Genomic DNA, 13,161 nt, shown 5'->3' with positions numbered 1-13,161 from the left:
CCGGGCATGCGAGAGGCCCCGCTGCCCGGGAGGGGCGGGCGGGGCCTCGCGAAAAAAGCGGTCAGGCGGCCGAGGTGGAGCTGCTGCTCGTGCTCGACGAGGTCGAGGAGGACGAGGACGACGCGGCGGGAGCGGCGGCAGCGGTCGAGGTCGTCGAGGACGACGGCTTCGAGGCAGGCGTGCTGCTCGACGAAGCACCGCGGCTGTCGTTCCGGTAGAAGCCGGAGCCCTTGAAGACGATGCCCACGGCGGAGAACACCTTCTTCAGGCGTCCGTCGCAGTTCGGGCACACGGTCAGTGCGTCATCGGTGAACTTCTGCACGGCCTCAAGGCCCTCACCGCACTCGGTGCACTGGTACTGGTAGGTCGGCACGAATTTCCTCCTGGCACTCTGACTCAATGAGTGCTAACGACGCTCCATGGTGACGTATTCCGGCCGATCAGTCCACCGTCACCGGCACGCGGTGACCGATCCCACGCTCGTCCACCCGCTTCTGGGCAGTCTCCGGCGTGCTCTGCGGCGCGCTGTGCGGCGTGCTCTGCGCGGCGGCGGGCCGGGTCGCCTGCCCCGAGGCGCCGACGATCCGGCTCGGGGTCTTCGGCGCCAGCTTCGAGCGCAGCGCCACCAGGGTGACCAGCGCCAGCGCGGTGGCCACCAGGGGCACCAGGAACCCGTACGAGGACCCGTGGGCGTCCGTCAGGCGGCCGGCCACGGTCACGGCGCCGGCCTGCCCGAAGGCGACCGCTCCGGTGAGCCAGGTGAAGGCCTCGGTCCGCGAGGCTGCCGGGACCAGCTGCTCGATCATCGTGTAGCCGGTGATCAGCGCCGGGGCGATGCACAGGCCGACGACCAGGCCGAGCGCGCCCAGCAGGATCGCGGAGTGCGCGGCCCACAGGAGCGAGGCGGCGGCGGTCAGGCCGACGTAGCCGAGCAGCAGGCGGCGGCGGGGGCCGATCTTCCAGGCGATGGTGCCCATGGCGATGCCGGCGACCATGTTGCCGGCCGCGAAGACGCCGTACAGGAGGCCGTTGGCCCCGGGGTTGCCGATCTCCTCGGAGAAGGCGGCGAGCGAGACCTGCATGCCGCCGAAGACGGCGCCGATGCCGATGAAGGCGACGATCAGGACGCGCAGGCCCGGGAAGGACAGGGCGGAGGCGTGCTTCTCACCGTCGGCGGCGGGGGCGACAGGCTTGGGCTGGGTGCCGCGCTGGGCGGCGAAGAGCAGACCGCCGACGATCGTCAGGGTCGCCTCGGTGATCAGGCCCGCGGAGGGGTGGATCGCGGTGCACAGGAAGGTGGCCAGCACCGGGCCTACCACGAAGGTGAACTCGTCGGTGACGGACTCGAACGCGGCCGCGGTCGGCAGCAGCGGGGAGCCCTCCAGCTTGGCGGCCCAGCGGGACCGGACCATGGGTCCGACCTGCGGGACGGAGGCGCCGGCGGGGACGGCGGCCAGCGCGAGGGCCCACAGCGGCGCGCCCAGCAGGGCGAGCGCGGTCAGGGCGCTGACGGCGGCGGCGTGCGCGAGGACGACCGGCACCAGGACGCGGCTCTGGCCGATCCGGTCGGCCAGCTTGCCCATCTGCGGGGCGAACACGGCCATGGAGACGCCGGTGACGGCGGCGACGATGCCGGCGCTGCCGAAGGATCCGGTGGTGTGCTGCACCAGCAGCACGATGCTGATCGTCAGCATCGCGAAGGGCTGGCGGGCGGCGAAGCCGGGGAGCAGGAAGCTGAGGGCGCCGGGCGTACGCAGGAGCTGCCCGTAGCCGGGGCGGGCGGACTTGTCGGTCGTGACCGCGGATGTCACGGCCTGGCCTTTCCGCTGCCTGGTAGAGCGTCCCCGTCTGCGGACGGTGCGCCGCCTTGTGAGCGACCGCACCCGTACATGTGGGAGCCCCGAGAGCTGTCCTCTTGCGCAGAACCGAGTGATACCTGGGCGCCCACTGCGGGAGGGTGCCACGGCCGCTTTGCGGTCGCGCCAGCTCTGCGTCAGGCAGAGTTGGTTCGATCTGGTGTGCCTTAATCATACAGGGGAAGCCACTACCACGCCCTGTGATTACGGTGACAAGCAGTCTCTTCACCTGCGATTAACTGGAACTTCGCATTCCAGGCTCGCTGAAATCGGGGCATATCCAGGCAGACTCCACCGAAAATGCCGAATTAGAACGCCGCTCTAACTCGCGGTCCCTGAAGCGCGGTCCCTACGGCACGGCACCTAATGCGCGGTCCCGTTCCCCGTGCCGAGCCAGCCCGCCAGCTTGCCGCCCCGGGCCACCGCCCGCAGCCGTGCCTCCGCCGCGTCCCGTACCGGATCCGTGGCCACCACCAGCAGCTCGTCCCCGCGCCGCAGCACGGTCGAGGGCATGGGTACGAAGCTCTTCCCGTCCCGGACCACCAGCGTCACCGAGGCCCCGGCCGGCAGCCGCAGCTCGCTCACCTCGACGCCGTGCATGCGCGAGGCCGGCGGGATCGCGAAGGACAGCAGGTGTCCGCGCAGCTTCTCCAGCGGCGCCGACTCGATGCCGAGGTCGGCGGCCTCCTGGGAGTCCCCGAGCTCCAGCTTGCGCGCCAGCCACGGCAGGGTCGGCCCCTGCACCAGGGTGTAGACGACGACCAGCACGAAGACGATGTTGAAGACGCGGTCGCTGCCCTCGATCCCGGACACCATCGGGATGGTCGCCAGGATGATGGGGACGGCGCCGCGCAGACCGGCCCACGACATCAGGGCCTGCTCCCGCCAGGGGACCCGGAAGGGCAGCAGGCTGACGAAGACCTCCAGCGGCCGCGCCACCATGGTGAGCACCAGCCCGATCACCACGGCGGGCCAGAAGTCGTGGACCAGCTCGTGCGGGGTGACCAGCAGGCCGAGCAGGACGAACATGCCGATCTGGGCGATCCAGCCGAGCCCGTCGGCGAAACCGCGGGTGGCGGGCCAGTGCGGCAGCTTCGCGTTGCCGAGCACCATGGCCGCCAGGTAGACGGCGAGGAAGCCGGAGCCGTGCGCCATGGCGCCCGCCGCGTACGCCGTGATGGCGATCGCCATGACGGCGATGGGGTAGAGACCGGAGGCGGGCAGGGCCACGTGCCGCAGGCCGTACGCCCCGAGGAAGCCCACGGTCAGGCCGATCGCGGCGCCGATGGCCAGTTCCAGGGCGATCTTGCCGAGCAGGACGTACCACTCGTCCACCGGGCCGACGGTGGAGAAGGCGACGACGAGGATGACGACGGGTGCGTCGTTGAATCCGGACTCCGCCTCCAGGACGCCGGTGATCCGGGAGGGCAGCGGCACCTTGCGCAGGACCGAGAAGACGGCCGCGGCGTCGGTCGAGGAGACGACCGCGCCGATCAGCAGGGCCTGGCGCCACTCCAGGCCGACGAGGTAGTGCGCGCCCGCCGCCGTCACGCCCACGCTGACGGCCACGCCGACCAGCGACAGCACGACCGCCGCCGGCAGGGCCGGCTTGATCTCTTTCCACTTGGTGCCCAGACCACCCTCGGCGAGGATCACGACGAGTGCCGCATATCCGATGACCTGGGTCAGCTCGGCGTTGTCGAATACGACGTTGCCGATGCCGTCCTGGCCTATCGCGATGCCTATGCCGAGGTAGATGAGCAGGCTGGGAAGGCCGCTGCGTGAAGAGATGCGTACCGCCGCGACCGCGACGAGCAGCACGAGCGAGCAGACCAGCAGAAGCTCATTGAGCGTGTGGACAGTCAGCGGGCGGCCCTTTCCTCAATGCGCCGGGCGGATCGTTCCTCCGGCGGCGCGTTCGGCAAGTACTTCGTTACCTTACCTAATCTTTGACGCTTTCTTGACGCGATAGTCACATTGTGAAACGCCTGTTCGGCCCTGTCCTCGCCAGCTCCACCCCTGGCGGATCAACGAGTCGGGTCCTGCGCCTATGGTTGCTCCCAGCACTCCCAGGACCACCCTGCCCCTCTAAGGACAGCGATGCCCGCCAACGAAACCGCTCCTCCCGCCAAGAAGAAGGGACGACGCGCCCGTCTGATCGTGCTCGTACTGGTCCTGGCGCTCTTCGCGGGCCTCGGATACGGGGCGTACTGGGGCGTGAACGGTGTGCGCGCCTCGTTCCCCCAGACCACCGGCTCCCTCAAGGTGCCGGGCCTGACCGGGACCGTCGACGTCAAACGGGACGCCAACGGCATTCCCCAGCTCTACGCCGACAGCGACGCCGATCTCTTCCGCGCGCAGGGATTCGTGCACGCGCAGGACCGGTTCTGGGAAATGGACGTACGCCGTCACATGACCTCCGGCCGGCTCTCGGAGATGTTCGGCTCCGGCCAGGTCGAGACCGACGCCTTCCTGCGCACGCTGGGCTGGCGCCAGGTCGCCGAGGTCGAGTACGAGAAGAAGCTCTCGGAAGAGACCAAGAAGAACCTCCAGTCCTACGCCGACGGGGTCAACGCGTACCTGAAGGGGAAGTCCGGCAAGGACCTCTCCGTCGAGCACGCCGCCCTCAAGCTCAGTGACGGCTACCAGCCCGAGCAGTGGTCGCCGGTGGACTCGGTGGCCTGGCTCAAGGCGATGGCCTGGGACCTGCGCGGCAACATGCAGGACGAGATCGACCGCGCCCTGATGTCGAACAAGCTCACGCAGGCCCAGATCGACGAGCTGTACCCGCCGTACCCCTTCGACCGGAACAAGCCGATCGTCGAGGGCGGCAAGGTCGAGGGCGGCAAGTACACGCCCCAGGCCACCGGCGGCTCCACCGGCACGGGCACCGGCTCCGGCAGCGGCACCGCCCCGGGCTCCCAGGCCTCCGCGAACGGCGGCTCCGCCGCCACCCCCACCGGCCTCGCCGACAACGCCACCGCCCAGGGCGCGGCCCTGGGCCTGCGCACCCAGCTGACCTCCCTCGCCAAGACCCTGGACGAGATCCCCGCGATCCTCGGCCCCAACGGCAGCGGCATCGGCTCGAACTCCTGGGTCATCTCGGGCAAGTACACGACCACCGGCAAGCCGCTGCTCGCGAACGACCCGCACCTGTCCCCGCAGCTGCCCTCGGTCTGGTACCAGATGGGCCTGCACTGCCGTACGGCCTCGGCCCAGTGCCAGTACGACGTGGCCGGCTACACCTTCTCCGGCATGCCCGGCGTGATAATCGGCCACAACGCCGAGATCGCCTGGGGCATGACCAACCTCGGCGCGGACGTCACCGACCTCTACCTGGAGCAGGTCAAGACCGACGGCTACGTCTACGACGGCAAGGTGATCCCCTTCACCACCCGTGACGAGGTCATCAAGGTCGCGGGCGGCGCCAGCAAGAACATGAAGGTCCGCATCACCAACAACGGTCCGCTCGTCTCCGACCGCAGCGACGAGCTCGGCACGGTCGGCTCCCGCGCCCCCGTCGCCAGCTCCGCCCCCGACCGCGGCAACGGCTACGCCGTCGCCCTGCGCTGGACGGCCCTGGAGCCGGGCAAGTCGATGGACGCGGTCTTCAGGATCAACAAGGCCAAGGACTTCACCGAGTTCCGCAAGGCCGCCGCCGACTTCGAGGTCCCCTCGCAGAACCTGATCTACGCCGACAACAAGGGCCCCAACGGCGGCAACATCGGGTACCAGGCCCCGGGCCGCATCCCGGTCCGCGGCGCCGGCGACGGCCGCATGCCGGCGCCCGGCTGGGACTCCAAGTACGCCTGGAAGACCGGCAAGGACGGCTCGATCGAGTCCATCCCGCAGAACGAGCTGCCCTGGGACAGCAACCCGGCCCGCGGCTACATCGTCACCGCCAACCAGGCCGTGGTGGAGTCCGGGACCGGCGCGGGCAAGTACCCGCACCTGCTGACCACCGACTGGGGCTACGGCGCCCGCAGCCAGCGGATCAACGACCTCATCGAGGCGAAGATCAAGGACAGCGGCAAGATCTCGACCGACGACATGCGCACCATGCAGATGGACAACAGCAGCGAGATCGCCGCGCTGCTGACGCCGATGCTGGCCAAGATCCAGGTCTCCGACCCGGACGTGCGCTCCGCGCAGAAGCTCCTGGAGGGCTGGAACTACACCCAGGAGCCCGACTCGGCGGCCGCCGCCTACTTCAACGCGGTCTGGCGCAACATCCTCAAGCTGGGCTTCGGCGACAAGATGCCCAAGGAGCTGCGCGTCGAGGGCAGCTGCATGAACGTCCCCGCCGACAGCAGCGGTCCGGCCGACGAGCTGGCCGAGCTGGTCCGCGAATGCGGCACCCGCGGCGACGACTCGGCGCAGCCGGACGGCGGTGACCGCTGGTTCGAGGTGGTCCGGCGCTTGGTCAAGGACGAGAAGTCGGCCTGGTGGCAGTCGCCCGCGGCCCGCAACCAGCCGGCCACCACCACCCGCGACGAGCTCTTCGCGCGGGCCATGAAGGACGCCCGCTGGGAGCTGACCGCCAAGCTCGGCAAGGACCAGTCCACCTGGAGCTGGGGCCGCCTGCACCAGCTGACGCTGAAGAACCAGACGATCGGCACCGAGGGCCCCGGCTTCATGCAGTGGCTCCTCAACCGCGGCCCGTGGAACCTGGGCGGCGGCGAGGCCACCGTCAACGCGACCGGCTGGAACGCCGCCAGCGGGTACGGGGTCACCTGGGTGCCCTCGATGCGCATGGTCGTGAACCTCAACGACCTGGACAAGTCCCGCTGGATCAACCTGACGGGCGCCTCGGGCCATGCCTACAACGCCCATTACACGGACCAGACGACGCTGTGGGCCAAGGGCGAGCTGCTGGAGTGGCCCTTCGGCAAGGAGGCCGTCGACAAGGCGACGGTCGACACCCTGACCCTCAAGCCGGACGGTTCATGAGCTGAAGCGGAGCACCCCTGACGGGGTGGCCACCGCGCTGACGGGGTGGTCGTGCGGTTCCTCCGGGACCCGCGCGACCACCTCGTCGTCGTAGAGGAGCACGACCAGCGCGGCCTGGCTCCCGGCCCGCTCCAGCCGCTGCAGCACCCGGTCGTACGAGCCCCCGCCCCGCCCGAGCCGCATGCCCCGCCGGTCCACCGCGAGCCCCGGCAGCAGGACGGCGTCCGCCCCGGCCACCGCGTCCGGCCCGAGCGCGGGCCCGGTCGGCTCCCACAGCCGCATCTTCCCCGGGTGCGCGGCCTCGGCGAGGCCGCGCGGGCCCTCGTACACGGCCCAGTCGAGGTCGTTGTCGGGCAGCAGCAGGGGGAGGAGCACGCGCTTGCCGGCCGCGCGCAGGGCGTCGAGCAGCTCGCGGGTGCCGGGCTCGGTGCCGACGGAGACGTACGCCGCCACCGTGCGCGCGCCGGCCAGTTCGGGCAGCGCGAGGGCCGAGGCGGCGAGGGCGACGGCGGCCGCGCGGCGGGTTTCGGGGGACAAGGCGCGGCGCGCGGCGAGGAGTTCTCGGCGCATCTCGGCCTTGGCGGAAGCGGGGTTCGGGTTCTCGGTCACAGAGGGATCCAAATATCCTCAGGAAATCGGTACATAAGCGGACCTACCTACTGCGATCTCGCCTGGGGTTCGGCAGGACCCACTATCGTTCGGGGCATGACTATGTTGCACCCCGTGATCAAGAAGGCCGTGATTCCGGCCGCGGGCCTCGGCACTCGCTTCCTCCCGGCGACCAAGGCGACCCCGAAGGAAATGCTTCCTGTCGTGGACAAGCCGGCCATCCAGTACGTGGTCGAGGAGGCCGTGGGGGCCGGGCTCGACGACGTGCTCATGATCACTGGGCGTAACAAGCGTGCCCTGGAAGACCACTTCGACCGGAACTACGAGCTGGAGTCCGCCCTCATCGCCAAGGGCGACGACGACCGGCTCAAGAAGGTCCAGGAGTCCAGCGACCTGGCCACCATGCACTACGTCCGCCAGGGCGACCCCCGGGGCCTGGGCCACGCCGTGCTCTGCGCCGAGCCGCACGTGGGCCGCGAGCCCTTCGCCGTCCTGCTCGGGGACGACCTCATCGACCCGCGCGACCCGCTGCTGCGCCAGATGGCCGACATCTACGCCCGCACCGGCGGCACCGTCATCGCCCTGATGGAGGTGGACCCGGCCAACGTGCACCTCTACGGCTGCGCCGCCGTGGAGCCCACCGACGAGGACGACGTGGTCCGGATCACCGGACTCGTCGAGAAGCCGGACGCGGCGGACGCCCCCAGCAACTACGCGGTCATCGGACGCTATGTCCTCAACCCCGCGATCTTCGACATACTGCGGGAGACCGAGCCGGGCCGCGGTGGGGAGATCCAGCTCACCGACGCCCTGCAGAAGCTGGCCGCCGACGAGACCATCGGCGGTCCGGTGCACGGAGTGGTCTTCCGGGGCCGCCGCTACGACACCGGCGACCGCGGCGACTACCTGCGGGCCATCGTCCGCCTCGCGTGCGAGCGTGAGGACCTGGGCCCGGAGTTCCGCACCTGGCTTCACCGTTACGTCACGGAGGAGATGTAGCACCTTGAGCAGTTCCGCACCGCAGGACACCGGCCGGCACCAGGGCGAGCAGCGTCTGTGGTCGGTGGACGAGCACCTCGCGGACGTCCTCGCCGCCGTCCGGCCGCTGGAACCCATCGAGCTCCAGCTGCTGGACGCCCAGGGCTGCGTCCTGGTCGAGGACGTCACGGTGCCCGTGGCCCTGCCGCCCTTCGACAACAGCTCCATGGACGGCTACGCCGTCCGTACGGCCGACGTCCAGGGCGCGAGCGAGGAGTTCCCCGCGGTGCTGACGGTCATCGGGGACGTCGCGGCGGGCAGCGGCGAGCTGCCCACCGTGGGCCCCGGCCAGGCCGCGCGCATCATGACCGGTGCCCCGCTGCCGCCCGGTGCGGAAGCGGTCGTACCGGTCGAGTGGACCGACGGCGGGACCGGCGGCGGCGCCGCCTCCGGGATGATCCCGGCCAGCGCCGCCCCCGAGCACGCGAGCGGCGAGGTACGGGTGCACCGCGCCGCCGAGGCCCGCGCCCACGTCCGCGCGCGCGGCAGCGACGTACAGGCCGGCGACCTGGCCCTGGCCGCCGGGACGGTCCTCGGGCCGCCGCAGATCGCCCTGCTGGCCGCCATCGGGCGCGGCACCGTCCGGGTGCGGCCCCGCCCGCGCGTGGTCGTCCTGTCCACCGGCAGCGAACTGGTCCAGCCCGGCGAGGCACTGGCCGCGGGAGCGATCTACGACTCCAACAGCTTCGCGCTGGCCGCGGCCGCGCGCGACGCCGGGGCCATCGCCTACCGGGTGGGAGCCGTCGCCGACGACGCCGACACCCTGCGCGCCACCATCGAGGACCAGCTGATCCGCGCCGACCTGCTCGTCACCACGGGCGGAGTCAGCGTCGGTGCCTACGACGTGGTCAAGGAGGCGCTGACCGCCGTGGCCACCGGTGGGGAGGACGGCCGGGACATCGACGGCGGCGGGATCGACTTCCGCAAGCTCGCCATGCAGCCCGGCAAGCCGCAGGGCTTTGGCTCCATCGGCCCGGACCACACCCCGCTGCTGGCACTGCCCGGCAACCCGGTCTCCTCCTACGTCTCCTTCGAGCTGTTCGTGCGCCCCGCGATCCGGGCGCTCATGGGCCTGCCGGAGTCCGAGGTCAGCCGGCCGAGCGTCCGGGCGGTGCTGAAGGCCGACAAGGCGATCGGCTCCCCGGCCGGCCGCCGCCAGTTCCTGCGCGGCGCGTACGACGCGCAGAGCGGCACGGTCAGCCCGGTCGGCGGATCGGGCTCGCACCTGATCGCCGCACTGGCCCACGCCGACTCCCTCATCGTCGTCCCGGAGGACGTCACCTCGGCGGAGCCCGGGGCCGAGCTGGAAGTGATCCTGCTCGGCTGAAGTCCCGCCGGTGCGGGTAGCGTGTTGCACCACACAGGCCCCCAGGGGGCCCGGACGGAAGCGGCGCGCAGATCATGAGTACGCAGAGCAGGCTGACCCACATCGACGAGGCCGGCGCGGCCCGGATGGTCGACGTCTCCGAGAAGGACGTCACCACCCGTACGGCGCGGGCCAGCGGACGGGTACTCGTGTCCCCCCGGGTGATCGAGCTGCTGCGCGGCGAGGGCGTCCCCAAGGGAGACGCCCTCGCCACCGCGCGGATCGCCGGGATCATGGGCGCCAAGAAGACCCCCGACCTGATCCCCCTCTGCCACCCGCTGGCGGTCTCCGGGGTGAAGGTCGACCTGACGGTCGCCGACGACGCCGTCGAGATCCTCGCCACGGTGAAGACGACCGACCGCACGGGCGTCGAGATGGAGGCGCTGACCGCCGTCGCGGTCGCCGGGCTCACCGTGATCGACATGGTGAAGGCCGTCGACAAGGGCGCCGTGATCACCGACGTCCGGGTGGAGGAGAAGACCGGCGGGAAGTCCGGCGACTGGGCCCGCTCGTGAACGCCCCGCGCGGCGGCGAGGTCCACAGCCACCACCCCGCGACGGGCGAGGCCTGGGCGGCCGAGCCGCCCGCCGCCTCCTCGGTCCCGGCGCTGCGGGCCTTGGTGGTCACGGCCTCGAACAGGGCCTCGCAGGGCGTCTACGCCGACAAGGGCGGCCCGCTGCTGGCCGAGGCGCTGGAGAAGCTCGGGTTCGGCGTGGACGGCCCGCTGGTCGTGCCGGACGGCGATCCCGTGGGGCAGGCGCTGCGCGAGGGCGTGGCGGCCGGGTACGACGTCATCCTGACCACCGGCGGCACCGGCATCTCGCCCACGGACCGCACCCCGGACGCCACCGCGAAGGTGCTGGACTACGAGATCCCGGGCATCCCGCAGGCCATCCGCGCCGAAGGCCTGGCGAAGGTGCCGACCGCGGCCCTGTCGCGGGGCCTGGCGGGCGTGGCCGGGCACACCCTGATCGTCAACCTGCCGGGCTCCACGGGCGGGGTCCGCGACGGCCTCGCGGTCCTCTCCCGGCTCCTCCTGCACGCCGTGGACCAGATCCGGGGCGGCGACCACCCCCGGCCCGGCGAAGCCCCGCGCCCTTCCGGGAGCGCGAGCTGAACGGCCCATCCTGGCCGGCCGTCCTGGTGGACGGCGCCGTCACGCTCCGGCCGATAAAACTGCGGGACCAGCGCGCCTGGCGCGAGGTCAACCGGCGCAACCGCGACTGGCTGCGCCCGTGGGAGGCCACCATCCCGCCGCCCGCGCCGTGGGGGCCGGTGATCCACCGGCCGACGTACCGCCAGATGGTCCGCCACCTGCGGGCGGAGGCGAACGCGGGCCGGATGCTGCCCTTCGTCATCGAGTACGAGGGCCGGCTGGTCGGCCAGCTGACGGTCGCCGGGATCACCTGGGGCTCGATGTGCGCGGGCCACATCGGCTACTGGGTGGACCGCGACGTCGCGGGCCGCGGCGTGATGCCGACGGCGGTCGCCCTCGCCGTGGACCACTGCTTCGGGAAGGTCGGGCTGCACCGGATCGAGGTGTGCATCCGGCCGGAGAACGGACCGAGCCGGCGGGTGGTGGAGAAGCTTGGCCTGCGCGAGGAAGGACTGCGGCCGCGCTATCTGCACATCGACGGGGCCTGGCGGGACCACCTCGTGTACGCGATCACGGTGGAGGAGGTGCCGGAGGGGCTGCTGCGCCGCTGGCACCGTACGCGGCACCCCGAGATCCCGCCGAAATGAAAAGCGAATGCCAGTTCGAATTCGTGCCCGGGCGAGCCGATTCGTCCATAACCTGATCCGAAGAATCACAAAAAAAGTCCGTGATATCAGCGAGATCGTGCGACACACCGGCCCAATTGGCCGATCCCCTCGGCCGCGCCCCTCTACGGTGTGAGGTGTGAGCAGCAGCGGCCTCATCTACGCAGTCATTGTCGGGGCCTGGGCCGCCTACTTGGTGCCCATGTGGCTCCGGAGGCAGGACGAGCTGAACGAGGCTCGTCCGACGGAACGCTTCTCCACTGCCATTCGGCTGCTTTCCGGCCGGGCGGGAATGGAGCGCCGTTACGCCAAGGGGCTGCGTGAGCGCGGTGCCGAGGAAGCGGATCCCCAGCCCCACGCGGACCCGGACGCGGTCACGGAAACGGTTGATTCCGTGGACGCCGACGTCCGGGCCTTTGCCGTGCCCGCGACCCGGACGGAGCAGCCGAGACAGGCCGCCGCCCAGGGCCGGGAGCAGCGGGCCGAGCGGGCCCGGCGCGAGCAGCGCCTCCAGGTCCTCGCCCGCCGCCGGCGCACCACCGCGCTCCTCTTCCTGGTCTTCACCCTCGGCGCGGTCGTCGCGGCCGTCGGCGGCCTCGGCTACCTGTGGGCCCCGGCCGTACCGGCCCTGCTGCTGAGCACGTACATCGTGCACCTGAGGGTCCAGGAGCGACGGCGCTACGAGTTCACCATGGACCGGCGCCGCGCCGAGGCGGCCGCACGGCAGCTGCGCGAGAACCGCCCGCGCCGCCGCGAGCCGGAGGCCGCGGCGGGAAACGAACCGGACCCGGCGCCACCGGTCTCCCCGCAGGAGGCGGGCCGCCGGGCCCTGGTCGAGCAGACGGACCACGCCGAGTGGGTGGACCAGCAGCGCGAGCGCGAACGCGGCCCCGCCCGCGGTGACAGCTGGGAGCCGGTCCCGGTCCCGCTGCCGACGTACGTGACGGCCCCGGTCGCCCCCCGCGCCACCGGACCCGCGGCCCCCGACGCCTGGAGCGCGACCCGCTCCAGCACCGCCGAGCCCACGGAACCCCGCCTGCGCGCCCAGCCGCACGCCCCCGCGCCGGAGCAGAAGCCCCAGCCGACGACGCCCCGCCCCCGGGGCCGAGAGCGGGGCCGTACGCCGCTGTTCGACCAGTACGAGAGCGACGACCGCCCGCGCGCCGCGAACGAATGATCGGTGACCTGCGCGGACGCTCCCCGATACCGGTTTTGGAGCACCCGCGCGGGGATGCTAATGTTTCACACGTCGCAAGGGCCTGTGGCGCAGTCTGGTAGCGCACCTCGTTCGCATCGAGGGGGTCTGGGGTTCAAATCCCCACAGGTCCACAGACGGCAGTTCTTGAGTAGCTCTCAAGGATCGTCACGAGATCCCGTTCAGCCGAAAGGTTGGGCGGGATCTCTGCGTTTCCGGGGTGTGTTCGAGGTGATGTCCGAACGCGGACGGGGCCTCGGGTGCTTGTCCAGCGGAGGATCGGCCTGGGGTTCGGGGTGGTTCGGGTGCATGAGGGGTGCCGGGGCTGCTGCTGGACGTGCTTGAGCTCGTCGTGTGGTGCTGGCGTGTCAGGTGTTCGTGGGGAT

At 71.3% G+C, this 13,161-nt stretch carries 11 protein-coding genes and 1 tRNA gene; 8 read left to right on the top strand and 4 right to left on the bottom strand.

The genetic code is table 11. The features are described from left to right. Positions 1 to 61: 61 nt before the first annotated feature. The 3 genes from AB0D94_RS27135 to AB0D94_RS27125 form a co-directional block, all read right to left on the bottom strand. The gene (locus AB0D94_RS27135) at positions 62 to 373 is read right to left on the bottom strand and encodes an FmdB family zinc ribbon protein (protein ID WP_362056504.1); all 312 of its coding nucleotides are present in this window, start codon (positions 371 to 373) and stop codon (positions 62 to 64) included. Between the two features lie 67 nt (positions 374 to 440). Then, positions 441 to 1,811, bottom strand: coding sequence for an MFS transporter (locus tag AB0D94_RS27130; protein ID WP_362056502.1), 1,371 nt, complete (start codon positions 1,809 to 1,811; stop codon positions 441 to 443). A gap of 408 nt (positions 1,812 to 2,219) precedes the next feature. Beyond that, entirely contained in the window at positions 2,220 to 3,722 is a 1,503-nt protein-coding gene (locus tag AB0D94_RS27125) for a potassium/proton antiporter (protein WP_362056563.1), read from the bottom strand. Positions 3,723 to 3,956: 234 nt separating this feature from the next. Between AB0D94_RS27125 and AB0D94_RS27120 the strand changes: the two genes are divergently transcribed. After that, positions 3,957 to 6,806: a penicillin acylase family protein gene (locus AB0D94_RS27120; protein ID WP_362056500.1), complete on the top strand. Its 2,850-nt coding sequence runs from the start codon at positions 3,957 to 3,959 to the stop codon at positions 6,804 to 6,806. On the opposite strand, the gene AB0D94_RS27115 is transcribed toward AB0D94_RS27120, so the two are convergent. Continuing rightward, on the bottom strand, positions 6,801 to 7,376 hold the full coding sequence (locus AB0D94_RS27115; RefSeq protein WP_362056561.1) for a 5-formyltetrahydrofolate cyclo-ligase: 576 nt from the start codon (positions 7,374 to 7,376) through the stop codon (positions 6,801 to 6,803). The genes AB0D94_RS27120 and AB0D94_RS27115 overlap by 6 nt on opposite strands. A gap of 135 nt (positions 7,377 to 7,511) precedes the next feature. Here AB0D94_RS27115 and galU point away from each other — a divergent pair, with 135 nt between their 5' ends. The 7 genes from galU to AB0D94_RS27080 all read left to right on the top strand — a co-directional run bounded on the left by galU (position 7,512) and on the right by AB0D94_RS27080 (position 12,909). Next, positions 7,512 to 8,414: a UTP--glucose-1-phosphate uridylyltransferase GalU gene (gene galU, locus AB0D94_RS27110; RefSeq protein ID WP_362056498.1), complete on the top strand. Its 903-nt coding sequence runs from the start codon at positions 7,512 to 7,514 to the stop codon at positions 8,412 to 8,414. 4 nt (positions 8,415 to 8,418) lie between these two features. Further along, positions 8,419 to 9,780 carry a gephyrin-like molybdotransferase Glp gene (gene glp / locus AB0D94_RS27105; RefSeq protein ID WP_362056496.1) on the top strand — a complete coding sequence of 454 codons (1,362 nt, stop codon included), beginning with the start codon at positions 8,419 to 8,421 and terminating at the stop codon, positions 9,778 to 9,780. Between the two features lie 74 nt (positions 9,781 to 9,854). Continuing rightward, on the top strand, positions 9,855 to 10,334 hold the full coding sequence (gene moaC / locus AB0D94_RS27100; RefSeq protein WP_362056494.1) for a cyclic pyranopterin monophosphate synthase MoaC: 480 nt from the start codon (positions 9,855 to 9,857) through the stop codon (positions 10,332 to 10,334). Positions 10,335 to 10,426: 92 nt separating this feature from the next. Beyond that, positions 10,427 to 10,936 (top strand): MogA/MoaB family molybdenum cofactor biosynthesis protein, encoded by a 510-nt coding sequence (locus AB0D94_RS27095; protein ID WP_362056559.1) that lies wholly within the window; start codon positions 10,427 to 10,429, stop codon positions 10,934 to 10,936. Next, entirely contained in the window at positions 10,933 to 11,562 is a 630-nt protein-coding gene (locus AB0D94_RS27090) for a GNAT family protein (RefSeq protein WP_362056557.1), read from the top strand. Before AB0D94_RS27095 ends, AB0D94_RS27090 begins: the two co-directional genes overlap by 4 nt. A 157-nt stretch (positions 11,563 to 11,719) precedes the next feature. Beyond that, a complete protein-coding gene (locus tag AB0D94_RS27085) occupies positions 11,720 to 12,757 on the top strand; it encodes a hypothetical protein (RefSeq protein WP_362056492.1) in 1,038 nt (345 codons plus the stop codon). Positions 12,758 to 12,835: 78 nt separating this feature from the next. Next, positions 12,836 to 12,909: transfer RNA gene (locus AB0D94_RS27080), tRNA-Ala, on the top strand. Positions 12,910 to 13,161 lie beyond the last annotated feature (252 nt).

Source organism: Streptomyces sp. NPDC048255 (assembly GCF_040652415.1).
Lineage (GTDB): Bacteria > Actinomycetota > Actinomycetes > Streptomycetales > Streptomycetaceae > Streptomyces.
This window is presented reverse-complemented; position numbering and strand designations above follow the sequence as displayed.

Bases quoted from the DNA above. Each gene is read 5' to 3' on its own strand.
- AB0D94_RS27115 (WP_362056561.1), bottom strand. From the start codon at position 7,376: ATGCGCCGAGAACTCCTCGCCGCGCGCCGCGCCTTGTCCCCCGAAACC.
- galU (WP_362056498.1), top strand. From the start codon at position 7,512: ATGACTATGTTGCACCCCGTGATCAAGAAGGCCGTGATTCCGGCCGCG.
- moaC (WP_362056494.1), top strand. From the start codon at position 9,855: ATGAGTACGCAGAGCAGGCTGACCCACATCGACGAGGCCGGCGCGGCC.
- AB0D94_RS27120 (WP_362056500.1), top strand. From the start codon at position 3,957: ATGCCCGCCAACGAAACCGCTCCTCCCGCCAAGAAGAAGGGACGACGC.